Below are 23,234 nucleotides of genomic sequence, written 5' to 3'. Positions count from 1 at the left end.
GACCGAGTTGGCCTTGTTGTCCGACTTCATGGTCGTTGCAATCGACCAGTAAGCGGCATTGTCAGAAGCCTCTGCGACGCGCAGCCCGGTCGAAATGCGCGACTGGGTTGTCGCCATGTTCTTGGAGATGGTGTTGAGGGTCTGCAGCGCGGTCATCGCCGACGCATTGGTGTTGATGCTAGCCATTTGGCATACGTCCTTTTACTGAAACTAACAGGACATACCGGGCCGTCCGGTTTGACAGGGAAGGCATCATGCCCTGACTGTTCGTACAGTCACCTGCCATGCAGGGTTCAACCTGCGGGCCTATTCCTACCAAAAGCTGAATCACCTGCCTGCGGGGAAGGGTTGGGGTCCCTCGGGACGGCAGAAGCTGCCGTTTTGCTTAACAGGTCCTTAAAAAGGAGAAGGGGCCGCCAGACGGCAGCCCCCTCCAATGTTCCAGCTGTGGCTGTTCCGATTAACGGAAGAGCGAGAGGATGTTCTGCGAGTTGGAGTTGGCGATGGAGAGCGCCTGAACGCCGAGCTGCTGCTGCACCTGCAGAGCGGAAAGGCGAGCGGACTCTTCATTCATGTCAGCGTCAACCAGCTGGCCGACACCGCGTTCGATGGCGTCGGAAAGCTTGGAGACGAACTCCTTCTGCAGATCGATGCGCGACTTGGCTGCACCAAGCGAAGCAGCACCCGTGGCCATGTCGCTAAGTGCGGTTTCGATGTCGGTCAACATGTTGTCGAACTGAGCGGATTCGGTGGCACCCGTCACCGCGGTTGAACCGTCATCCTGGGTGAGAGCTACGACGTCGATCGTCAGGATGGATGCGCCTGAAGCCGTGCCGCCTTTGTCGAGAATGCCGGCTGCAGCCACATTGGTATCGATGAGGCGCGTGGCATTGTAGGTGACGTCAATCGTTCCCGTGGTCACAGCACCGGCTGCGCTGCGGTTGTAGGACGAAATGACGCTCAGCTTCGTATCTGTTGTTGAGGTGGAATCCGTCTTCAGCAGGTTTTGACCAGCATAAGATGCACTGCCGATCGAGTCGCTGAGATGGGACTGCAGAGCAGTGATCTCCGACTGGATCTTGGCGCGGTCTTCAGAGCTTGCGGACTTTGCAAGCAGGACCTTTTCCTTGATCTGGTCAACAACGCCGATGGCGTCGTTCATGGCGGTGTAAGCGGTGTCTACCTTGCCTGCGCCGAGGCCCATTGCATCCTGTACTACGGAATTGGCCTTGTTGTCCGACTTCATGGTCGTGGCAATCGACCAGTAGGCGGCATTGTCGGAGGCTTCTGCAACACGCAGGCCCGTCGAAATGCGCGACTGGGTCGTCGCCATGTTCTTGGAAATCGTGTTGAGGGTCTGCAGCGCGGTCATCGCCGACGCATTGGTATTGATGCTAGCCATTTGGCATACGTCCTTAAAACAAAATACAAACAGGACATACCGGGCCGTCCGGTTTGACAGGAAAGGCATCATGCCCATGACCGACGGACCGGTCATCCTGCCATGCATTCACAGCCGCCAAGCGGCTTTCAAGGGAAAACCAAGTCCGAAGTTCGAAAGCGTTCTAGGGACAGGGGTTTCGAAACCCCTTGGCAGTCAGCGGCGGGGAAGAAATCGAGGGCTGCCGCGAAGCAGCCATCGATTGCTTTTCTCAGTTGCTGCTCCGCTTAGCGGAAGAGCGACAGGATGTTCTGAGAATTGGAGTTGGCGATGGAGAGCGCCTGAACGCCGAGCTGCTGCTGAACCTGCAGAGCGGAAAGGCGAGCGGACTCTTCATTCATGTCTGCGTCAACGAGCTGGCCGACACCGCGGTCGATGGCGTCGGAAAGCTTGGAGACGAACTCCTTCTGCAGATCAATGCGCGACTTGGCTGCACCGAGCGAAGCAGCACCAGTGGCCATGTCGCTGAGTGCAGATTCAATGCCCGTCAGCATCTCATTAAAATCGGTGCCGTCGAGATTTGCCGCCGTGACGTCGAGCGTCAGGACCGACTGCGTGACAGCGCCGGTACCGGTGGTGGTGAAGGTGGTGTCAAGGATGCCGGTATTACCAACGGAATCGATCAGGCGTACATCTGAAAGCGCCACGTCGATCGTGCCGGTGGTCACCGCACCGGCGGAGTCACGGTTGTAGGAAGAAATGATGCTCAGATTGGTCGCGCCTGCCGGGTCCGTCTGAAGGAGGTTCGAACCGGCATAGGAAGCGCTGCCGATGGAGTCGGTCAGGTGGGCCTGCAGAGCAGTGATTTCCGACTGGATCTTGGCGCGGTCTTCCGAGCTTGCGGACTTTGCAAGCAGGACCTTTTCCTTGATCTGGTCGACAACGCCGATGGCGTCGTTCATGGCGGTGTAAGCGGTGTCCACCTTGCCTGCGCCGAGGCCCATGGCGTCCTGAACGACGGAATTGGCCTTGTTGTCCGACTTCATGGTCGTTGCGATCGACCAGTAGGCGGCGTTGTCGGAGGCTTCTGCAACGCGCAGACCCGTCGAAATGCGCGACTGGGTCGTCGCCATGTTCTTGGAGATGGTGTTGAGGGTCTGCAGCGCGGTCATCGCCGACGCATTGGTGTTGATGCTAGCCATTTGGCATACGTCCTTGAAACAAAAAACTAACAGGACATACCGGGCCGTCCGGTTCGACGGGGAGGCTTCATGCCGTGAACGCTGCAGTTGCGCTCACCCCGTCGAGCTGGACTTATGGTTAAGCTCGAATTACTACCAAATGGCTAACTTTAAGTTGTTTATTGCAACCTTACGCAAAGGAACGCACTAAACTGCCCACAAGCAGGTTCCAGCCGTCGATCAGCACAAAGAACAGAAGCTTGAACGGCAGGGAAACCACGGTCGGTGGCAGCATCATCATGCCCATGGACATGGTGATGGTCGCAACAATAAGGTCGATCACGAGGAAGGGCAGCACGATCAGGAAGCCTATCTCGAATCCGCGCCTGATTTCGGAAATCATGAAGGCGGGTATGAGAACGCGCAGGTCGGCATTCTCCGCGGTCACATCAACATCGCCGCGCTCCAGCGCGAGGTCGGCAAACAGTGCGAAATCCTTCTCGCGCACATTATTGACCATGAAGGCGCGGAAGGGGTCAGAGATGCGCTCCAGCGCGACTTCCTCGGTTATCTCGTTGTTCATCAGCGGCTGCACGCCCTCGTTCCAGGCGCGATCAAAGGTCGGCGCCATGACGTAGAAGGTCATGAACAGGGCAAGGCTGATGAGGATGAGATTGGCTGGGGTTGTGGGCAGCCCCATTCCCGTGCGCAGGATGGAAAAGGCAATGACGAAGCGTGTGAAGCTCGTCACCATTATCAGGATGCCCGGCGCGATGGAAAGCACGGTAAGCAAGCCGAACATCTGGATGATGTAGCCAACCGTCGTGCCATCGGCATCACCTGCCAATGCGCCGAAATCAAGCGCCTGCGCATGCGCACCGCTCGCCATCAGCAGAAGCGGCAGTATGAGGAAGAGGGCGCGCATCATTCGAAGAGGAATGTGCTTACCAGCACATCCTTGACCTTGCCGTTCGCGCGGATATTGGCTCGCTCGAGGAGATCGGCCTTCACGTGCTGGAAACCGCTCGGCCCTTCGATCTGCCGCAGCTTGAGGGTGCGCAGATAGGCGACAAGGTCCTGATGGATCACCATGGGCATGACCGGGTCGCTGCCGGATTCGATCAGAAGCTTGAGCTCGGTTCGCAGCCACACATCCCGCGGCTCTGCAAGATTTATGGTGATCGGGTCGATCGTCACGAGTACGGGAGCTGCAACTTCTTCGCTTTCCGCACCCTCTTCAACTGCAACCTTCTTTTCCGGCTTGATGCCGTCGGGGCCGTTGTCGGCGACGACGGGCTGCAGGCTTTCGAGATATCCACCGGCAAACCAGCCGCTGGCAGCTGCGGCGACGGATAGAACCGTCAGCATTCCAAGCTGCACGACCATGGAAGGTCCGGATTTCTTTTCAGGTGTTTCAGCCACGAGTGCCATCATCCATCTTGGTCATCAGAAGGGCAGTACGCGGTCGAGGAACTGCTGCCCGTAGGGTGGTTCCTGTACTTCCGTGATGCGGCCGCGTCCGCCATAGGAGATCCGGGCTTCGGCAATGCGGTCATAGGAGATCGTGTTGTTGGGGCCGATATCCATGGGGCGCGCAATGCCTGCAATCGTCAGGACGCGCAGCTCGGAGTTCACGCGCACTTCCTGCGTGCCGGAGATACGCATGTTGCCGTTTGGCAGTCGCTCGGTCACGACTGCGGCAACCGTGAGATTGATTGCTTCGGACCGCTCGGTCGCACCTGCACCGGTGGTAGAGGTTCCTGAACCAATTTCGCCCTCGGCAGAACCGGACGAACCGGCACCGCCAACTGCGAATGATCCGGCCAGACCAAGATTGCGGCTGGCATTGCGTGAGCGCTCGGACTCGTTCTTGAAGCGAGCGCGGTCATTAATGGAAATTTCCACCGTCAGGATGTCGCCGACTTCCAGCGCTCGCGGGTCTGTGAAGAGGCGGCTTTGGCGGTCGGTCCAAAGCGAGTAGCGGCTGACGGGTGCGGCAGGCTCCTGCGGGTAATGATAGGCTGGCAGGCTGGTCGGTTCCGCACCGGCTCCAACCGGTGACAGTGCCGGCGGCTGGCCAAGCTCATGCGTGACCTGCGAGCAGGCGGAAAGCGCCAGGGCCGCAAAGACAACCAGATTGCGAGGCTTGAGCGTCATGTCGGGTCCTTCGGGCGGGCAGCACTGGCGATGATCGTGGTAAGAGTCGCGGCGGCCTTGCTGTTCATTTCGTTAAGGATCACGCCGGCAACCCTCGGTTCCAGCTTCATGAGAATGGCTGCTGCGAGGTCGGATGAGACTTCGGCCAAGCGTTCAGCCGCTGCGTCCGGACGCATGCTGGCATAGATTTCGACCAGCCCTTCTTCCGCCTTGGCAAGGAACTTCTCGCGGCGCGACAGCCATTCCTCATATTCGGCACGCTTTTCCTCAAGCGCGACGATGCGTGCGTCCACATCCGTGCGCAGCTTGTTAAGCTCCAAGGTCTGAAGCGCATAGCGGCGGTCGCGGGCAGCATCTGCGATGTTTGAGCAGAAGCGTGTGATCTCGTCCTCGCTGGCTTCCGAAAGATTCGCCTGCGCAAAGGCCGTCGGCACGCTGAGCGCGGACAGGCCGGTGGTAAGGGCGAGAAGGGCGGCGGCGATGCGTTTCGTCTTCATGAGCCTTGATCCTACTGGAGCACCAGTTCGGCCTGCAGGGCGCCTGCGGATTTGATGCCCTGAAGGATTGCGATGATGCCGTCAGGCTTCACGCCGAGGCGGTTGAGACCCTGAACGAGGGTTTGGAGGTCCGGGCCGTCCAGCACGGCCACGCGGGCGTCGGGCTGATCAGCCTGGATTGCGGTGAAGGGCTCGACTGCAGTCTCGCCGTCGGAGAAGGGCAGCGGCTGGACCACCTGCGGCATTTCGGTGATGCGTACGGTGAGCGCGCCGTGGCTGATGGCCACGCGGGAGATGCGCACATCCTGCCCGATGACGACCGTTCCGGTGCGCTCGTCGACGACGACGCGGGCAGGGGCATCAGACTCGACAATCAGGTTCTCGATCTCGGCATAAAAGCGTGCGGCCGAGATGCCCGAGGGTCGATGGATGACGACGGTGCGAGCGTCCTTCTCGTTTGCCAGGCGCTTGCCGAAATGCTGCGCGGTATAGGCGTTGATCGCATCCGCAATGCGCACGGCAGTGGAGAAATCGGGATTGCGAAGCTGCAGTGTGAGGCTCGCAATATCTGAAAGCTGCGCATCAACGCTGCGCTCAATGATTGCGCCATTGGGTACGCGACCGGCAGTCGGTACGCCTTGCGTCAGGGTTTCGGCCTGACCTTCTGCCGAGAAGCCGGAGACGATGACCGGTCCCTGCGACACGGCATAGATCTCGCCATCGGCGGCGCGAAGCGGGGTCATGACCAGCGTGCCGCCGGCCAGTGAGGTGGCATCACCAAGCGAGGAAACGGTGACATCGATACGTGCGCCTGATTGCACGAAGGGAGGCAGATTAGCCGTGACGATGACTGCGGCAACATTCTTGGCACGCGCCGTTCCGCCTTCCGAGGCGATGCCGAGATTTTCGAGCATGGCGCGGATCGACTGTTCGGTGAAGGGCGAATTGCGCAGGCTGTCGCCCGTGCCCTTCAAGCCGATCACGAGGCCGTATCCGACAAGCTGATTGTCGCGGGAGGCCTGAAGCTGTGCAATATCCTTGATGCGCGACATGGCACCGATACCCCGTCCAGCCATCAGGTAGCGGTCGGAACCTTCCCCGCCATAGGTGACATGCGAAGCGGAGCCAGGTTGCCCGTCATAGCCGACCACGGTCGGTTCGAGGTCGGCGGCATGTGTGGCGCCTGCAAAAAGCGTTGCGGCGAGGAGGAGAGTGAGGCGGCGCATCATGATGCCAGCACCCGGACTGAGCCATCCTGCATGACAATGCCGGAGAATACCGCACCGGAATCGATATTGCGCAGCTTGATCACGTCACCGGCAGCACCCGGCTGCAGCGGTACCGCCATCAGGGAGATCTGCAATGCGCCTTGCGAAAACAGGACCGTTACCGCCGAACCGGTTTCGACCAGATGGGGCTTGCGCACGGCAGAAGTCATGATCATTCGACCGGGAAGCAGGGTGCGCTTGGCGACCAGGCCCTCGATCTCGTCGGGAGAGCGCACGACCGAGGTGCCGCCGCGAAGCTGCCTGCGAAGCTCGACCTCCTCAAGCGCATCTGCTGTCACGGTCTGGCCGGGATAGATGACGCGGTTGGGCACCACGACCATTTCCTGCGCATATGCGGGCAGAGCGCCTGCAAGTGCAGCAAAAAGGGGCAGGGCTGCTGCCAGCCCTGCCAGTTTGGTCCGCCGCTTGGAAAGGGTGCCCATGATGCTCACCGCTTTATTACCTCAAGGATTGGGTGACGGTGGTGGCCATTTCATCGGCCGCCTTGATGACCTTCGAGTTCATCTCGTAGGCGCGCTGCGCCGAGATCAGTTCGGTGATTTCCTTCACCGGGTCGACATTGGAATCTTCCAGATAGCCCTGTTCGACCGTGGCGAAGCCGGGATCGCCCGGCACGCCGAAATTGGCGGCGCCTGAAGCGGTGGTTTCGCGGAACAGGTTGTCGCCCATTGGCGCAAGGCCCGCTTCATTGGCGAAAGTCGCAAGCGTCAGCTGACCGAGATCCTGGAGGTTTGCCTGGCCCTCGATGCGAGCGAAGATCTGCCCGGACTTGTTGACGATAACCTCGGTCGCATCTTCCGGGATCACGATGGCAGGCGTCACGGGGAAGCCGTCGACGGTGACAAGCTGTCCTTCGGCATTGGTGTTGAAGGCGCCAGCGCGGGTGTAGAGCTGTTCGCCATCCGCACCTTCGATGGCAAACCAGCCCTTGCCGACAAGAGCCATGTCAAGCTTGTTGCCGGTATTGGTGAGCGAGCCCTGGATGTGAACATTGCGCACGGCAGCGGTCTTCACACCGAGGCCAACCTGCGCGCCTTCCGGCACGATGTTTGCGTTGGCCTGGTTGGGCACACCCTGCAAACGTTCGGCCTGATAGAGCAGATCCGAAAACTCGGCACGGGCGCGCTTGAAGCCGGTCGTGTTGATGTTGGCAATATTGTTCGCGATGACTTCAAGATTGAGCTGCTGTGCGCTCATGCCGGTTGCGGCGATGGAGAGGGCTTTCATTTCTTCGTCCTTCTTCAGATCGCCATGCGGCTGACTTCGAGATAAGCGGTCACGATCTTGTCGCGGATCGCGATGGCCGCCTGAAGCGACTGCTCCGCACTCATGACGGCATCCACGACTTCACGCGTGTCGGCCTCTCCCTGCAGCGCCTTGACCGACATCAGCTCGGCACCTTCAAGCTTCGAGACGGTGTTGGTGGCAAAGTTGGAGATCATGGTCGAAAAGGCTTCGCCGGCAGGCGCTGCGGCCTGGGCTGACTGGCCTTCTTCAAGAGTGTTCTGTCCGAGGCTTGTAAGGCGGCCGAGTTCGCCGATACCGGATATCATTACGTGCTCCGCAGAAGATCAATGGTCATGGAAATGAGTTCACGCGCCTGCTTCATCACCTGCAGGTTTGCCTCGTAGCCGCGGTTGGCCTCGCGCATATCGGCCATCTCAACGAGCATGTTGACGTTCGGCATCTTCACATAGCCGTTCTCGTCAGCCGCTTCGTGGCCGGGCTGGTATTCGAGGGGGAAATCAGTGTTATCGCGTGCGATGGCGGAAATATTCACCATGCTGCCACCGGACTCACGATCGAGTTCCGCTGCAAAGCTGATGGTCTTGCGCTGATAGGGATCGCCGCCAGGCACGTCGCTGGTGGATTGGGCATTGGCGAGGTTTTCCGAAACAACGCGCATGCGCTCCGATTGCGCGCCAAGTCCCGTTCCGGCCACTTTTACTGCTGTCGTCAGTGCATCCATGGCTGTTGTCAGCTCCGCGTCGTCATCATCATCATGCGGTGAAAGGCCTTCACGATTGCCGTGTTCAGCTCGAAGGTCCGCTTGATTTCGCCTGATTTCACCAGTTCATCCTCAAGCACTACGCTGTTGTCGGATGGCAGCAGCTTAGGATCGTCCTTCTCGTTCATGTCGAAGGAGGCGGGCGTTGTGCCGTAGGCCTGGTGCGAGGGGTTGGTCGACTGCAAAGCCACACGGGTGTTGTCGAGCACATTAGCGAATGGCTCGACATCCATGGCCTTGTAATCGGGCGTGTGGATATTGGCGATATTGCCTGCCACGGCAGCCTGTCTTGCCGAAAGCCACTTGGCTTGGCGTGTCGCCAGATCAAACAGGTTTACGGGTTCCATCACGACTCTCTACGTCTGTTCGTGAGTACCCTACGATCCTGAACTTGCGTCAGCCTTGCGGCGACGCAAGCTTTCGTTAACCAGTTAGGGCGTGAGCGGGATTTCTCGGTTTGCCGAGGTGATCAATACCCAGTTGTCACCGCGTTTCTCGATTGCCGCGACGCTTGAGCCGTCCGGCAATTTTGACCCCCGCTGGACGATCCAGAAGCCGGCATCGTCTTCGATCATTGCGCGCCCGCGCCCGGCATGGACAAGCCTGAAGGTTACGGCGTCTCCTGGAAATGGCTGGCCGGACAAACTCGCCGGCACCACCGGCTCATCGGGCACATTGCCGGTAGCCAGGAAGTCGATGCCGGGGGCACTCATGGAGAGCGGAAGCCGCATTCCGGTTAGATCCGGTGCCTCGCCCTTCATGGCGGTCAGATCGGTCCGGCCCTCAAACTGAAGCGGCTTGATGCCAAACTTGTCCTGGTTGAAGAAGATGTACCAGGGAAACAGCGCGCAGGTGAGTGCAAGACCCAGCCCGCCAAAAGCAAAGCCGAGATCGCTTACGCCTTTGCGCGAGATGCGTTCGCGCAGCCAGCCCCTGTTCGCGCTTGTCTCTGCAGGCGGTTCGGCGATGACTTCCTCTTCGACGGGGGTTTCATCGGGCAGCACAAGACCTGCAAGTTTCTGGCTCATTGCTGGTTCTCCCGTGCCTTGAGCATATTGGCCAGTTCACCAAAGGGATCGGAGGAGGGGCGGTCGGCGGGCGACTGCCTGAGCACGTCATAGATGGCAGGAACCTGACGCACGGCCAGTTCGAGCTCCGGGTCCGCGCCTGCCTGAAAGCCGCCGAGAAGGCGGATGTCGCGGGTTTCCTCGAAGCGGGCGATCATGGCCTTGAGCTTCTGGATGAGCTTGCGTTTGTCGTCGCTCCAGGCCCGATCAGCCAGGCGCGAGATTGATGCGAGCGGATCGACAGGGGGATAGCGTCCTTGTTCTGCGATGGCGCGATCCAGAACGATATGACCGTCGAGAATGCCGCGCACGCAGTCCGCGACCGGATCATTGTGATCATCGCCGTCGACCAGCACCGACAGGATGGCCGTTATTGCGCCACTGCCGGCTTCGCCGGGTCCCGCGCGTTCCAGAAGCTTTGGCATGTCGGTGAAGACGGAGGAGGGATAGCCGCGGGCCACAGGAGCTTCGCCCGCACCCGTGGCAACCTCGCGACTGGCATGGGCAAAGCGGGTGATGGAATCGAGGACCAGCAGAACCTGCTCGCCGCGGTCGCGGAAACATTCGGCAACGCGCATGGCCGTATCCGCCGCGCGCCTTCGCATCATGGCGCTTTCATCGCTGGTGGCGACCACCGCGATGGTTTTCTTCATGCCTTCAGGACCGATCGTGTCCTCAAGAAATTCGCGCACCTCGCGACCGCGCTCGCCGATCATGGCCACGACAACCGTGTCGAACGCATCCGCGCGTGCGAGCATCGCAAGCAGCGTCGATTTGCCCACACCCGAACCGGCGAAGATGCCAAGCCGCTGGCCGTGACAGAGCGGGGTAAACATGTCGATGACACGCACGCCTGTCAGGAAGGGGCTTGCCACACGCTGGCGCGACAGGGGTGCGGGTGCTCCAGATTTCGCGCGGGTCTGGCTTGGGCGGATCAAAGGTGGGCCGCTGTCAATCGGCTCGGCCAGAGCGTTCACCACGCGCCCGCGCCAGCTTTCATGTGCAGTGACGTGGAAGGGGCCTTCGTTGAAGACCTTCTGGCCGAGGCTTGCCTGCATATCCTGTTCGAAGGGGGAAACGAGGACATCCTGTGCGCCTATGCGGACGATCTCGCCGCGATGCCGGCGGCCACCCTGCTCGAATGCAACAATGTCACCCAGTTTCGCTGCACCGGACATGCCTCGTACGCGAAATTGCGTCGGCATGACTTCGCTGATGCGCCCGCCGCTTCGCACAAGCCTTTCGGGCTGCTGGAAACGCTCGAAAAGATGCTCCAGCGCTGCCAGCTTGTGCGAATGAAGGGGGGCGGGGCCAGCAACAGGTGCTTCAGCCGGTGCAGCCGGATTTTCCTGCATCAGGAGCCCATGGCCTTGATGGCTTCCTTAAGCGACGTGTCGCTGTCACGCATGAGCGTGGAGACCTGGTCAAAGGCGCGCTGTACCTGGATCAGGCGCATCATCTCATGCATGGGATCGACATTGGAGTTTTCGACAAAGCCCTGCTTCACGCCAACTTCCGGTTGGTCGACGACCGGCTGGGGCTGGTTGTCGGGAATGAAGCCCGAGTTGCCGAAGCGTGTGGCGGTCGGCCCGGGTGCATAGGCAAACAGGCCAATGGCGCCGACAAGATTGCCATTTTGGCGCAAGGTGCCGTCGCCACCGGCTTCGGGAGGTCCGGCATTGGGATCAAGCACCAGCGGTGCGCCACCCGCATCAAGAACCGGATAACCCTGAAGGGTTACCAGTTCGCCGGTGTCCAGCAGCGTGAAACGACCGTCGCGGGTCATGACAACACCTGATGGGGTGTCAATGCCGAACCAGGCGTCACCACGCACCGCAAAATCAAAGGGGTTGCCGGTTTCCTCGAATGCGCCCGAGCGCGTGTCATAGCTCGTTTCGCCGGAGGAGACGAAGCTGACGGCTTCATTGGTGAGGCCGGTCATCACGTCGTCAAATGTGATGCCGCCTGCACGAAATCCTACAGTGCCGGCATTGGCCACATTGTCTGCAAGTGTGGTCAGACGGCGTTCCAACGCCATCTGGCCGGAGAGTGATACGTAAAGACCTGTCTGCATGAACTCGCTCTATTTGCGCATCTGGGCAATGGTCAGAAGCATGTCGGTGGAAATTCCGAACTCGGCTGGCTGGCTGAACAGCGCGGCGATGGAGGTGTTCTGCGTGTAGCTGGGATTGTTGATCTCCCAGAGCGTGGCAAAACGCTGGAGGAACTCGTCGACTTTCTCGGGGTCCTGGAAATCCTCGATATCGATGCGGTCCTTGAACATCTCGACCTGCTTGTCGATGTCGGCCTGTGCAAGCGATTCGGGGAAGCCGAGGGCGGTACGAACCACCTTGCCAAGAGCGGGGTCGGCCAGGATCTCGTAGAAATTCTTGATGCTCGAGGCCTTGCGTTCGAAATAAAGCGCCAGCCGCACGCCTTCATTGTTCTCGCCAGCGTCCTCTTCGAGCGTCTGGCGGAGATATTTGTCGATGGTGCCGGTTGTCGGACTGTAGAAAGTTGTCGTTGCCTCGCCGTCACGGGCGAAGTTGAACGTCTTCACAAACTCCTTGTACCGCTTGTCAGTGAGGCTGTTGGCGAAGCTCTCCGGATCGTCGATGCCACCTTCAAGCGCCTTGACCATGAAGGCTTTCGCATAGGACATGTCGGACAGGCCGTGTGCCTTCATCGCGTAGTTGAAGAGCCGCGTATCCTCGACGAACTCCTCGATGCTTTTGATGTTGCCGATGTTCTCGCGGTAATATTCCGTCTCGCGACTGACGAGAGGCTGTGCCTCGACGCGCTTGATGGATGTCGCGATATCACGCGAGATCAGTTGGTAGCTCAAAAGAGTGTTCATGGTCCGCCGCTCCCGATTGGGTGAGCGCGACCTTATGATTGGTGCCTTGCGCGAGGCTTTCGCCTCAACCTTGGGCAAATCGTCCATCTAACAAGCCTCACGCAAGCCACGCGCGCTACTCATTCAGCAACAAAACGAAAGTGCAGGTGCGTCGTGAGCATTCTCATCGGACTGGTAGTAACGCTTGGTTGCGTCCTTGGCGGCTTCATGGCCATGGGCGGCAAGGTGTCCGTTCTGGCCCAGCCATGGGAATTCGTGATCATCTGTGGTGCGGCTCTCGGCACCTTTCTTGTTGCCAACCCGATGGCCACCGTAAAGGACACGGGCCGGGCCTGCATGGAAGCACTGAAGCAGAAGGTGCCCAAGCAGACGGAGTATCTGGAAACGCTTGGCGTCCTGCACAGCCTGATGCGCGAGCTGCGCTCCAAGTCGCGTGCCGAGGTGGAAGCCCATATCGACAATCCGGAAGAGTCCGCGATCTTCCAGGCCTTTCCGACGGTGATGGCCAACAAGGATCTGACCAACTTCATCTGTGACTATTGCCGTATCATCATCATCGGCAATGCCCGGCCCTTCGAGATCGAAGCGCTGATGGATGAGGAGATCCAGACCATCCGCCGCGACAAGCTGAAGCCGTATCAGGCCCTGCAGGGTGTGGCCGACGGTCTGCCGGCGCTTGGCATCGTTGCCGCCGTGCTCGGCGTCATCAAGGCCATGGGCGCGCTTGACCAGTCGCCCGAAATCCTGGGCGCGCTGGTTGGTGCGGCGCTCGTGGGCACCTTTGTCGGCATCTTCATGTCCTATGCCGTGGTCGGGCCGATCGCAACCAAGATCAAGATCGTGCGCGAGAAGAACAACCGCATGTATGTGATCGTGAAGCAGACGCTGCTTGCCTACATGAACGGCTCGCTTCCGCAGGTGGCGCTCGAATTCGGCCGCAAGACCATCTCCGCCTATGACCGCCCGTCGATTGACGCGGTTGAGGAGAACACCTTGAATGCCGGTGGTGCAGCCGGTGCCGAGAAGCAGGCGGCCTGAGCGTGACCATGAGCGAGACGGCTGAAAACCCCGAACTGATGCGCAAGCTGATCGTGGAGCGCCTGGTCGGCGCGACGGGCGATCCGCGCAAGGTCTGTGACGCTGCGCGTGCAGTGGCCATGCGGGCGCTGCCGAACCTCATCGACGTGTTTCGTGACAAGCTTTCCATGCCCATGGCGATAGATGTCGCAAGCGTGGACATCGTGCGGCTGGCGGAAGTGAAGCCGGAACGTGACAGTTTTGACGCGCTGGTTGTTGTGCCGGCCTACACGTCCCGCGACGCGCTTTCCATGCGGCTGGACGCCCAGGCGCTCTCGCTGCTGGTTTCCAGCTTCTTTGGTGGTGATCCCGACATTCCGCCGCCACCGATCAAGCGTGCGCCTTCAAAAATCGAGCGCGACGTGGCGTCGATGGTTTTCGAGGCCTTCGCCCATGCCATGAATGGCGAGGGCGTCCGTGCATTGGGTTTGAAGTATTCGGCAGCGACCGTGCTGTCCGGCGAGACCGATTTCAAGCGTTTCGTCGTACGCGATGGTCCGGGCGTGAAGATCACCTTCACGCTGGGTGCTGGCGATAATACCGGTGAACTCACCGCGTTCTTTCCCCAACGCGTTCTCATGGAGACGCGGGTGCAGGCGCAGCCGGGTGCTGGCAGCGCGGAAGCAAAAGCCTGGCGCAGTCGCTTCAATGAAGAGGTGATGCGTTCCAAGGTCGAGTTGAAGGCGACGGTTCCGCTGATGAAGGTGCCGCTTGGCGAGCTTGCCCAGTTGCAGGTCGGGCAGGTGCTGGAACTCGATGAGAATGCGCGGTCCGAAACGCGGCTTTCCGCGCGCGGACGCACGGTATTCGTCTGCGAGTTCGGAAAGCTTGGACAACATTACACGGTGCGTGTGCGCCAGCCATTCGATGCGCGTCAGGAGGTCCTTGATGGCCTCCTTGCGGGATGAGTGGCGGACCAGAAGGAAGTGACGACATGAGCGAACCCCAGGCAGCAGAGACCGCCGGCGGCGAAGAGCATCTGGACCGTGCAATCGAGGAATTGCGTGACGTTTTGCACGAGGATGGTGGGCAGGCGGGCGCCGAATCGCTTGGCAAGGGCAATCCGGACCTCGTCATGGGTATCCCGGTTGAAGTGCAGATCGTGCTGGGTTCGGCAGAAATGCCGGTCTCGGAACTGATGGCGCTTCAGAAGGGCTCCACGGTCTCGCTGGACCGCCGCATTGGCGAGCCGGTCGACATCGTGGTGAACGGGCGGCGGATCGCGCGGGGCGAAATCACCCTGCTGGAAAGCGATCCAAGCCGGTTCGGCGTGAAGCTGACCGAGATTGCCGGCCAGACGGCCAAGAGCAAATAGTTGTAATTCCTGCGCGAGGCGAGTGACCATGGGCGTTCCAATCAAACTGACCCAGCCGCAAAAAGCGGCAGCGATCCTGGTGGCTATGGGCAAGCCTTCTGCCGGACGACTTCTGAAGTTCTTCAAGCAGGAAGAACTGAAGGCGCTGATCGAGGCTGGCCGCATGTTGCGCAGCATTCCGCAGTCAGACCTCGAAACGGTCATTGCCGAATTTGAAAAGGAATTCACCATTGGCGCGGGTCTTCTCGATTCCGCTGACAGCATGGATACGCTTCTGACGGAGTCGCTCTCTCCGGAAGAAGTGAATGTGCTCATGGGGCGCTCGGAGCCTGCACCGGCAAACCAGGACGAGGTCTGGGAAGAGCTCGGGAAGCTCGATCCGTCGCGGCTGGCCGATATTCTCTCCGGCGAACACATGCAGACCGTTGCCGTCGTGCTTGCGAATATCCCGCCACAGGCCGCTTCGCAGGTCATTCTGCTTCTGGACAAGTCCATGCGCGGTGAGGTGGTTCGCCGGATGGCGACCATGGGGCAGGTGCCTTCTAATGCGCGTGCAGTCATTGAGCGGCGTGTTGCCGAAATCCTGCATGCAGAGGCCAATGGCAAGGATGCATCTGCCGGTCACGCCCGCGTTGCCAATGTGCTCAACGAGATGGAGAAGGAGCAGGTGGACGAGGTCATGGCGGATCTCGAGGCCGCTGGCGCTCCGGATGTGGAAGCCATCCGCGCACGCTTGTTCTCCTTCGAGGAGATTGTCGTGCTGTCGCAGCGTTCACGCGTTGCACTCTTTGACGGTTTGCCGACCGACCTTGTCACCATGGCCCTGCGCAAGGCGCCTGCCGATCTCAAGGAGGCCGTGCTTTCCGCGCTTGGCGCACGTTCGCGCCGCATGATCGAGGCCGAGCTTGGTGCGGGTGATGATGCTGCACCCGATGACGAAATTGCGCGTGCACGCCGTCGCATCGCCTCCACTGCCGTGCAGCTTGCGCAGCAGGGCACGGTGGAGCTTCCTTCCGCCCAGCAGCAAGCTGCCTGACGCTGCAGGCGCTTGAATGGCGGACGCACCCGACAAAGAAAGCAAAACAGAGGAGGCCACGGAGAAGAAGATCCGTGACTCGGTCGAGAAGGGCCAGCTTCCCTTCTCGAAGGAAGCGCCAATTCTGGCTTCATTCCTTGCCATCCTTTCCTTCGCGATCTTCTTTGCCAATGACACTGCGGTGCGATTGGCGGGCTTCCTCTCCATCTTTCTCGAGCGTGCCGACGACTGGTCGCTGGAGACGCAGACTGACGCCATCGCGCTTTACCGAATTGTCTTCTGGGAAATCGCGCGGGCTGTCGCGCTTCTGATGCTGATGATGGTGGCGGCCGGGATTGCCGCTTCGGTATTGCAGAACATGCCGCGTTTCGTGCTCGATCGTATCAAGCCGAAGGCGGAGCGCATCTCGCTGGTCAAAGGCTGGAGCCGCCTGTTTGGCCTGAAGGGCTGGGTCGAATTCGCGAAATCCCTCGGCAAGGTTCTTGTTGCGGGTGGCTTCGTGATCTTCACGCTGCGTCAGGCGGACAGCCAGCTTCTGTCGGGCATGGTCACACATCCGGTCGCATTCTCCGACACGATCCGGGAAATCGCGGTCGAAATCCTTTTGGCGATCGTGCTGGTGATGGTGGTGATTGCTGGTGCCGACCTCGTCTGGTCACGCTTCAACTGGCGCCAGGACCTGCGCATGACCAAGCAGGAAGTGAAGGACGAGCACAAGCAGGCCGAGGGCGATCCAATCGTCAAGGCCCGTCAGCGCTCCCTGCAGCGCGATCGGGCACGTCAACGCATGATGTCGGCGGTTCCGCAGGCGACGCTCGTGATTGCCAATCCTACCCATTTCGCCATCGCCATGCGCTACCAGCGCGACAAGGATGCAGCACCGGTGGTTGTCGCCAAGGGGCAGGATCTCGTCGCACTCAAGATCCGCGAGATCGCGGAAGCCAACAATATCCCGGTTTTCGAGGAGCCTGTCCTTGCCCGTTCCATGTACAAACAAGTTTCGGTGGATAGCATGATCCCAGCACAGTTCTACAAGGCGGTCGCCGAGCTTGTTCGGCGGATTTATCAAGTGGGCAATCGCCCAGGCATGGCCGGAGCGTAAAGATGAATCCTCAGATCCATTCAACGGCACGGGAAAAGATCGTCGCCGGGGCCATGCAGGAAGTGGCGAATGAGCTGCGTCTCATCGAACTTGCCGATTTCGTGGCCTTCATCAGGCTGGACAGTTTGGCGAGCATTTCCGACATCGTCGAGTCGGCTGCCGAGCTCTACTTCATGCCGGGTACCTTACGCCTAGGGCATGGTTGTGAAGCCCATGTGACATGGACGGACAATCCGCGCATCGTGCTTGATCTGGAGCTGCGCCCACGCGGTGCGACAGTCTATTTTAGCCTGTCGCTCAGCGCGCATGATGCCGGGGTCGAGGTGGGATATGTCTCTTTCGATAAGCCGTCCGACTGCCCGGAAGCCAATACGCGCTTCCTTGCAGAGACGCTTGAACGCTCGCGCATCCGCAAGACGCGCAGCGCAGCCTGATTGTCTGCATGCAGATTATTGGACAAGCGGCGCGCGGTAGGGCATGAGCGCGGCATGAATGCAGAAGATACCATAGCAGGCGGCGCGCTCGTGATCGCCGTCGACGGGGGCGGTACGGGCTGCCGGGTGGCGATTGCCGAACGTTCGGGCCGTGTCCTTTCCACGGCCAAGGGCGGGCCTGCGAATGTGTTCAGCGGATTTGACGCTGCCCTTACCAACATCTCCGAAACGGTGAATGCAGCCTGCGTTGCCGGTGGCATTCCTGCTGATGCTCTTCGGCAGGCCGACGCGGTGCTCGGGCTTGCCGGAGCCAATGTCGGTGATGCGGCCATGCGCCTGCCCAAAAGGCTGCCGTTCAGAAACAGTCTGGTCCTGTGGGATGCAGAGACAGCCATTCGCGGCGGTTTGGGCGGCGAGGATGGTGCTGCGGCCATACTCGGCACCGGCTCTGTCTTCGGCGCGGTGCATGGCGGCGCGGCGCGTCTCATGGGCGGCTGGGGTTTCGTGCTTGGCGATCAGGCGAGTGGTGCATGGCTTGGACGGCGACTTCTGGAGCGTGTGCTTCTGGCTCACGATGGTTTGCTGGACGCATCGCCCTTGAGTGAGGCCATACTCGCCCGCTTTGGCAATGCGCCTGAGGAGATCGTGCAGTTTGCCACTTCGGCAGGACCGCAGGCCTTTGCAGGTTTTGCGCCACAGGTGTTCGAGCATGCCGCGCAGGATGATGCCATAGCGCTTGATCTTGTGCGTGGCGGCGTTCGCTTCGTGACGGCATCGCTGAAGAAGCTGATGCCTGATGGTGCAACCCGCATCTGTCTCATTGGCGGGCTTGGCGAGCAGTATGCGCCTTATCTACCCGACGAGGTAAAGGCGATGCTGGCAGCGCCCAGCGGCAATTCGCTGGATGGAGCGCTCTCCATCGCGCTGGAGCGCTTCGGCGCGGCCTAGATGAAACTGCGCATCAGATGCAGGGCGCTTGCGCCGTGGCGGATGCCTGCTTCCTGAATGTTACGCAATTTCTGAGGCCGTGGCTCCGTGACGGGCAGGGGAAGCTCGGCTGCAGAAATGCGATCTGTCGCGAAATCGGCAAGTACACGGCCGAAGACCGTGCCGGGAGCGATGCCGCGGCCATTATAGCCGGAAAAGCCGAAAATGTTCTCGTCGAGCTGGTGGAAACGCGGCAGGTGGTCGTCAGTCATGCCAATCATGCCGTACCAGCTTTTCTGAAAGCCAATGCCCTTCAGTTGCGGAAACAGCTTCTCCATCCGGCGTCGTGCCCATAGCGCGTGCACGCGCGCATCCATGCCCTCCAGCATTCCCACGCTGCCGAAGATGAAGCGGCCGGTTTGGTCCTTACGGAAGGAGGTGAGCACCTTTTTCGTATCCCATGCGCCGTGTCCTTCGGGCAGGATCGTGTTGCCAAGTGAAGCGGGCAGGGGCTCGGTGGCGAAGTTGAAATAGGGCAGGAAGACAAGCTCGGCGCGCAACTCGGGCCATAGATTGGTGGTATAGGCATTTGTTGCAGCGATGATCTTATGCGCGGTGACATCGCCTGCAGGTGTCTTCACGCACCAATCCGTGCCTTTGCGCCTGACTTCAAGCGCAGGTGTTAGGGTGTGGACTGTTGCGCCAGCCTCGATTGCAGCGCGCGCCAGTTCGCGGGCATAGGCAAGGGGTTGAATGGTGCCTGCGCGACGGTCCAGTAGAGCACCTGCATAGGCGTTGGTGCCGGTAAGACGTGCGGTTTCGCCGGCACCCAGTAGCTCCACCGGAGCTTGTCGGCTCTGCCATTGGGCTGCGCGAATGCGCAATTGCTCCAAACCGCTTTTATCAGCAGCAAGGTGGAGCGTGCCATTGCGTATGGCTTCGCATTGCATGTGATGTCGGGCAACCAGTTCATAGACAAGCGAAGGTGCATCGCCGAGCAGGTTCAAGAGACGTTCGCCATGCGGGGCGCCGAGCGTTGCGGGGAGGTCGTCCGGTAGGACCCACATGCCGGCATTGACCAGTCCCTTGTTGCGACCCGAGCCGCCGTGACCGATCTCCATCGCCTCAAGCACGATAACCGAGACGCCCTTCTGCGCCAGATGAAGTGCTGCCGAAAGCCCGGTGAATCCGGCGCCGATTATGGCGACATCCGCCTTTGCGGATGCTTCCAGGGGTAGGGTTTTGGGCGGCTGCGGTGCGGTTGCTGCCCAGAGACTGTCGGCGGGTGCGAAACGGGTCATGAAAGCTCCGGATATTGCCTCGAGGAGAGCCGTATTTGTTGCGTGCCGTCAAGCGGGCGGATTGTGCCGCAAGGGCTTCTTGGATGGAGCCAGAAGGCGATGGCGCAACGGACCCGCAGTCAAGCGCCCAGTGCTCACAAATCGAGCCTGCCTGTGCGTAGCAGGGATAACGTCAACTATCCGTTGACAGGACATGCGCGGGCTATACTAGATATAGTCATCACGGTGCCTTCGAGTCGCAGATGCGGCTTGTGGGCTAAGAGGGAAGCCGGTGCGCGATGCTTCGCAAGTCCGGCGCTGCCCCCGCAACTGTAAGCAGCGAGTTCGTGCCGATCACGTCACTGGCGAAATTCGCCGGGAAGACAGGCAGGAGCGTTTGAGCTGCGAGCCAGGAAACCTGCCGTGATGAAGATGAAACGTCCACGGGCGGGGTGTCCCGGAGGTGCGCTTGAGCTGCTGCGCCAGTGCGCGTGTGCAGTTCGGCATGCTTCTTTTCCCCGTCTTCGCTCTCACGGGGGAAATGAACCGAAATGCCCAGTGCTGCCGCCACCCAGACCTCGCCACAAAATGGCGTTCACCACGAGCCGGAGTTCAAGTTCGAGCAGGAAGCGGCTCGGACCGAGCCGGGATTCCGCGTCATTCGCCGCAATGGCGGTGTCACGCCATTCGACCCTTCCAAGATCACGGTTGCGCTGACCAAGGCCTTTCTTGCGGTGGAAGGCTCCACGGCTGCCGGATCGCGTCGCGTGCATGACGTGGTGGAGGAATTGACCGAGCAGGTCGTCGGCTCTCTCACACGGCGCGGCGAAACGGGGCGTCTCTTCCATATCGAGGAAATCCAGGATCAGGTCGAACTGGCACTGATGCGCAGCGAGCACCACAAGGTGGCGCGCGCTTATGTGCTTTACCGCGAGGAGCGTTCACGCGAGCGGCAGGCGGAAGAAGCCGTGACAGTCGAAGCTGGCGCACCGGCGGGCCTCACCATGACGCTGCCCGACGGGAGCAAGGTGCCGCTTGATGAAAAGCGACTGGCCGTTGTCATCGAGGAGGCCTGCGCGGGACTTGCGGATGTTTCGGCGGAGACGATCCTGAAGGAGACGCGGCGCAATCTTTATGACGGCATCCGCCAGGACGAGCTGGCATTGGCACCCATTCTTGCCGCACGCACTCTCGTCGAACAGGAGCCGAACTATTCGCAGGTCTCCGCGCGCCTGCTTCTCGACAAGCTGCGCCGCGAAGTGCTGAGTTTCATCGAAAAGCGCCCCGCCGAGGCGACGCAGGCCGAAATGGCCGAGCGCTATCCCGCCTATTTCAAGGGCTTCATCGAAGCAGGCATCGAAGCGGAGATGCTGGACCCGGAGCTTGCACGCTTCGATCTGGATCGCATCGCTGGGGCAATCAAGCCGGAGCGTGACCTGCAATTCCAATATCTGGGGCTGCAGACGCTCTATGATCGTTATTTCCTGCACAAGGACGGCGCGCGCTATGAGCTGCCGCAGGCTTTCTTCATGCGTGTCGCGATGGGGCTGGCCATTCGCGAGATCGATCGCGAGGCGCGGGCGATCGAGTTCTACAATCTGATCTCGTCCTTCGACTTCATGTGCTCGACGCCGACGCTCTTCAATTCCGGCACGCGCCGTCCGCAGCTTTCCTCCTGCTTCCTGACGACGGTTGCCGATGATCTCGACGGCATCTTCAAGGCGGTGAAGGACAATGCGCTTCTGGCGAAATATTCCGGCGGGCTTGGCAATGACTGGACGCCGGTGCGCGGGCTTGGTGCCCATATCAAGGGCACAAATGGTCAGAGCCAGGGCGTGGTGCCCTTTCTGAAGGTCGCCAATGACACGGCCATTGCCGTCAATCAGGGGGGCAAGCGCAAGGGCGCGGTCTGCGCCTATCTGGAAACCTGGCATATCGACATCGAGGAATTTCTGGATCTGCGCAAGAACACTGGCGACGACCGGCGGCGCACCCATGACATGAACACGGCCAACTGGGTGCCGGACCTGTTCATGGAGCGGGTGGAGGCCGATGGCGAATGGACTTTGTTCTCGCCCGATGAGACGCCCGACCTGCACGACCTCTACGGCGTGGATTTCGCCAAGGCCTATGCGGCTTACGAGGAGAAAGCGAAGCGCGGGGAACTGCGCGTCTACAAGACGCTGCGCGCGATCGATCTGTGGCGGCGGATGCTGACCATGCTCTTCGAGACAGGCCATCCGTGGATCACGTTCAAGGACCCATGCAATCTGCGCTCGCCGCAGGGCCATGTCGGCGTGGTTCACTCGTCAAATCTGTGCACGGAAATCACGCTGAACACATCCAGGGATGAAGTGGCGGTCTGCAATCTGGGCTCGGTCAATCTTGCTGCCCATGTGAGCGAGAAGGGTCTCGACTTCGACAAGCTGGAACGCACCGTGAAGACGGCGATGCGGATGCTCGACAATGTGGTCGACATCAATTTCTACACGATCCCCGAAGCGCGGGCCTCCAATCTGCGTCACCGTCCGGTCGGTCTTGGCCTTATGGGCTTTCAGGATGCCTTGCAGAAGCTGCGCATTGCCTATTCATCCGATGAGGCAGTGGAATTTGCCGACCGCTCCATGGAAGCGATCTCCTATCATGCGATCTCGGCTTCAACCGATCTTGCTGAAGAGCGCGGCGCCTATGCCAGCTTCAAGGGCTCGCTCTGGTCGAAGGGTGTGCTGCCCATCGACAGCATCAATCGCGTCAGCCATGCCCGTGGCTTCAACGAGATGGACGAGACGGCAACGCTCGATTGGGACAGCCTGCGCAAGCGGGTGAAGAAGGCGGGCATGCGCAATTCCAACTGCATGGCCATCGCTCCGACAGCGACGATTTCCAATATTTGCGGCGTCAGCCAGTCGATCGAGCCCGCCTATCAGAACCTCTTCGTCAAATCGAACATGTCGGGCGACTTCACTGTCGTGAATGCAGCACTCGTGCGTGACCTGAAGGCGCGCGGGCTGTGGGACGAGGTGATGGTGTCCGACCTGAAATATTATGACGGTTCCGTTGGCCAGATCGACCGTATTCCTGATGATCTGAAGGCGCTTTACGCAACAGCCTTCGAGATGGACGCAAGCTGGCTGATCGAAGCCGCATCACGCCGTCAGAAGTGGCTCGATCAGGCACAGTCGCTCAATCTCTACCTCGCCAATCCGTCCGGCAAGAAACTCGATGCGCTTTACCGGCTGGCATGGCGCAAGGGCTTGAAGACTACCTACTATCTGCGTGCCAGTGCCGCGACTTCCGTGGAGAAGTCGACGCTCAAAGGTACGGACGGGAAGCTGAATGCCGTGTCGGTGGAGCCGACGGTCTATGCCTCTGCGCCTAAGGCTTGTGCGATTGATGATCCTGAGTGTGAGGCTTGTCAGTGAGGCATTGTCGGGCGGTGCGGCTTTCGCACCCCCCTCTGCCCTGCCGGGCATCTCCCCCACAAGGGGGGAGATCGGCCTGCAGGACCGCCCCGCTTGATCTAACTTGCACCTACTTTGCCGCGCGTGATCTCCCCACCCGTGGGGGAGATGGCCGGCAGGCCAGAGGGGGGCGTGCAGTGCTCTGGCTCATGAACACCTGAAACT

Annotated in this window: 26 protein-coding genes and 1 riboswitch; of the genes, 8 read left to right on the top strand and 18 right to left on the bottom strand. The window is 60.3% G+C overall.

Annotated elements, in window-relative coordinates; all coding sequences use genetic code 11:
- The 17 genes from WA367_RS14380 to WA367_RS14300 all read right to left on the bottom strand — a co-directional run.
- Window positions 1-186 (bottom strand): flagellin N-terminal helical domain-containing protein (locus WA367_RS14380; RefSeq protein WP_442935592.1); only part of this gene is annotated, 186 nt, incomplete at its 3' end.
- Between the two features lie 274 nt (window positions 187-460).
- Complete coding sequence (locus tag WA367_RS14375; protein ID WP_336057468.1) at window positions 461-1,402, bottom strand: flagellin N-terminal helical domain-containing protein; 942 nt, start codon at window positions 1,400-1,402, stop codon at window positions 461-463.
- Window positions 1,403-1,668: 266 nt separating this feature from the next.
- On the bottom strand, window positions 1,669-2,583 hold the full coding sequence (locus WA367_RS14370; protein WP_336057467.1) for a flagellin N-terminal helical domain-containing protein: 915 nt from the start codon (window positions 2,581-2,583) through the stop codon (window positions 1,669-1,671).
- 169 nt (window positions 2,584-2,752) lie between these two features.
- Complete coding sequence (gene fliP / locus WA367_RS14365; protein WP_336057653.1) at window positions 2,753-3,487, bottom strand: flagellar type III secretion system pore protein FliP; 735 nt, start codon at window positions 3,485-3,487, stop codon at window positions 2,753-2,755.
- The gene (locus tag WA367_RS14360) at window positions 3,487-3,996 is read right to left on the bottom strand and encodes a flagellar basal body-associated FliL family protein (protein WP_336057466.1); all 510 of its coding nucleotides are present in this window, start codon (window positions 3,994-3,996) and stop codon (window positions 3,487-3,489) included. The genes fliP and WA367_RS14360 overlap by 1 nt, the downstream gene beginning before the upstream one ends.
- Before the next feature lie 12 nt (window positions 3,997-4,008).
- Window positions 4,009-4,719 (bottom strand): flagellar basal body L-ring protein FlgH, encoded by a 711-nt coding sequence (flgH, locus tag WA367_RS14355; protein ID WP_336057465.1) that lies wholly within the window; start codon window positions 4,717-4,719, stop codon window positions 4,009-4,011.
- Window positions 4,716-5,216 carry a MotE family protein gene (locus tag WA367_RS14350; RefSeq protein ID WP_336057464.1) on the bottom strand — a complete coding sequence of 167 codons (501 nt, stop codon included), beginning with the start codon at window positions 5,214-5,216 and terminating at the stop codon, window positions 4,716-4,718. The genes flgH and WA367_RS14350 overlap by 4 nt, the downstream gene beginning before the upstream one ends.
- Before the next feature lie 11 nt (window positions 5,217-5,227).
- Window positions 5,228-6,292 carry a flagellar basal body P-ring protein FlgI gene (locus WA367_RS14345; protein WP_336057652.1) on the bottom strand — a complete coding sequence of 355 codons (1,065 nt, stop codon included), beginning with the start codon at window positions 6,290-6,292 and terminating at the stop codon, window positions 5,228-5,230.
- Between the two features lie 149 nt (window positions 6,293-6,441).
- Window positions 6,442-6,927 carry a flagellar basal body P-ring formation chaperone FlgA gene (gene flgA, locus WA367_RS14340; RefSeq protein WP_336057463.1) on the bottom strand — a complete coding sequence of 162 codons (486 nt, stop codon included), beginning with the start codon at window positions 6,925-6,927 and terminating at the stop codon, window positions 6,442-6,444.
- A gap of 16 nt (window positions 6,928-6,943) precedes the next feature.
- Window positions 6,944-7,732 (bottom strand): flagellar basal-body rod protein FlgG, encoded by a 789-nt coding sequence (gene flgG, locus WA367_RS14335; protein WP_336057462.1) that lies wholly within the window; start codon window positions 7,730-7,732, stop codon window positions 6,944-6,946.
- 14 nt (window positions 7,733-7,746) lie between these two features.
- A complete protein-coding gene (locus WA367_RS14330) occupies window positions 7,747-8,058 on the bottom strand; it encodes a flagellar hook-basal body complex protein FliE (protein ID WP_336057461.1) in 312 nt (103 codons plus the stop codon).
- On the bottom strand, window positions 8,058-8,474 hold the full coding sequence (gene flgC, locus WA367_RS14325; RefSeq protein ID WP_336057460.1) for a flagellar basal body rod protein FlgC: 417 nt from the start codon (window positions 8,472-8,474) through the stop codon (window positions 8,058-8,060). The genes WA367_RS14330 and flgC overlap by 1 nt, the downstream gene beginning before the upstream one ends.
- 8 nt (window positions 8,475-8,482) lie before the next feature.
- A complete protein-coding gene (gene flgB, locus WA367_RS14320) occupies window positions 8,483-8,860 on the bottom strand; it encodes a flagellar basal body rod protein FlgB (protein WP_336057459.1) in 378 nt (125 codons plus the stop codon).
- A gap of 84 nt (window positions 8,861-8,944) precedes the next feature.
- The gene (locus WA367_RS14315; RefSeq protein WP_336057458.1) at window positions 8,945-9,541 is read right to left on the bottom strand and encodes a hypothetical protein; all 597 of its coding nucleotides are present in this window, start codon (window positions 9,539-9,541) and stop codon (window positions 8,945-8,947) included.
- Entirely contained in the window at window positions 9,538-10,935 is a 1,398-nt protein-coding gene (gene fliI / locus WA367_RS14310) for a flagellar protein export ATPase FliI (protein WP_336057457.1), read from the bottom strand. The genes WA367_RS14315 and fliI overlap by 4 nt, the downstream gene beginning before the upstream one ends.
- Window positions 10,935-11,654, bottom strand: a complete 720-nt coding sequence (flgF, locus tag WA367_RS14305; protein WP_336057456.1) for a flagellar basal-body rod protein FlgF — start codon at window positions 11,652-11,654, stop codon at window positions 10,935-10,937. Before flgF ends, fliI begins: the two co-directional genes overlap by 1 nt.
- 9 nt (window positions 11,655-11,663) lie before the next feature.
- Entirely contained in the window at window positions 11,664-12,437 is a 774-nt protein-coding gene (locus tag WA367_RS14300) for a DUF1217 domain-containing protein (protein ID WP_336057455.1), read from the bottom strand.
- 153 nt (window positions 12,438-12,590) lie between these two features.
- Between WA367_RS14300 and motA the strand changes: the two genes are divergently transcribed.
- From motA to WA367_RS14265, 7 genes are read left to right on the top strand one after another with little or no spacing between them, the layout of a single operon-like run.
- The gene (motA, locus tag WA367_RS14295; RefSeq protein ID WP_336057454.1) at window positions 12,591-13,475 is read left to right on the top strand and encodes a flagellar motor stator protein MotA; all 885 of its coding nucleotides are present in this window, start codon (window positions 12,591-12,593) and stop codon (window positions 13,473-13,475) included.
- A gap of 8 nt (window positions 13,476-13,483) precedes the next feature.
- The gene (locus tag WA367_RS14290; RefSeq protein WP_336057453.1) at window positions 13,484-14,422 is read left to right on the top strand and encodes a FliM/FliN family flagellar motor switch protein; all 939 of its coding nucleotides are present in this window, start codon (window positions 13,484-13,486) and stop codon (window positions 14,420-14,422) included.
- A gap of 26 nt (window positions 14,423-14,448) precedes the next feature.
- A complete protein-coding gene (gene fliN / locus WA367_RS14285) occupies window positions 14,449-14,829 on the top strand; it encodes a flagellar motor switch protein FliN (protein ID WP_336057452.1) in 381 nt (126 codons plus the stop codon).
- 28 nt (window positions 14,830-14,857) lie between these two features.
- Entirely contained in the window at window positions 14,858-15,865 is a 1,008-nt protein-coding gene (locus WA367_RS14280) for a flagellar motor switch protein FliG (RefSeq protein ID WP_336057451.1), read from the top strand.
- Between the two features lie 16 nt (window positions 15,866-15,881).
- The gene (flhB, locus tag WA367_RS14275) at window positions 15,882-16,967 is read left to right on the top strand and encodes a flagellar biosynthesis protein FlhB (protein ID WP_336057450.1); all 1,086 of its coding nucleotides are present in this window, start codon (window positions 15,882-15,884) and stop codon (window positions 16,965-16,967) included.
- Window positions 16,968-16,969: 2 nt separating this feature from the next.
- Window positions 16,970-17,401: a hypothetical protein gene (locus tag WA367_RS14270; RefSeq protein WP_336057449.1), complete on the top strand. Its 432-nt coding sequence runs from the start codon at window positions 16,970-16,972 to the stop codon at window positions 17,399-17,401.
- Between the two features lie 54 nt (window positions 17,402-17,455).
- On the top strand, window positions 17,456-18,349 hold the full coding sequence (locus tag WA367_RS14265) for a BadF/BadG/BcrA/BcrD ATPase family protein (protein WP_336057448.1): 894 nt from the start codon (window positions 17,456-17,458) through the stop codon (window positions 18,347-18,349).
- Here WA367_RS14265 and WA367_RS14260 read toward each other — a convergent pair.
- Window positions 18,346-19,629, bottom strand: coding sequence for an NAD(P)/FAD-dependent oxidoreductase (locus WA367_RS14260; protein ID WP_336057447.1), 1,284 nt, complete (start codon window positions 19,627-19,629; stop codon window positions 18,346-18,348). The genes WA367_RS14265 and WA367_RS14260 overlap by 4 nt on opposite strands.
- A 206-nt stretch (window positions 19,630-19,835) precedes the next feature.
- A riboswitch (cobalamin riboswitch) is annotated at window positions 19,836-20,048 on the top strand.
- Between the two features lie 111 nt (window positions 20,049-20,159).
- Between WA367_RS14260 and WA367_RS14255 the strand changes: the two genes are divergently transcribed.
- Window positions 20,160-23,030: a ribonucleoside-diphosphate reductase subunit alpha gene (locus tag WA367_RS14255; RefSeq protein ID WP_336057446.1), complete on the top strand. Its 2,871-nt coding sequence runs from the start codon at window positions 20,160-20,162 to the stop codon at window positions 23,028-23,030.
- The last annotated feature ends 204 nt before the right edge of the window (window positions 23,031-23,234 follow it).

Source organism: Nitratireductor sp. CH_MIT9313-5 (assembly GCF_037029545.1).
In the GTDB taxonomy this organism is placed as follows: Bacteria; Pseudomonadota; Alphaproteobacteria; order Rhizobiales; family Rhizobiaceae; genus Chelativorans.
The sequence above is the reverse complement of the archived record's forward strand: the minus strand, read 5'-3'. Positions and strand labels throughout refer to the sequence as shown.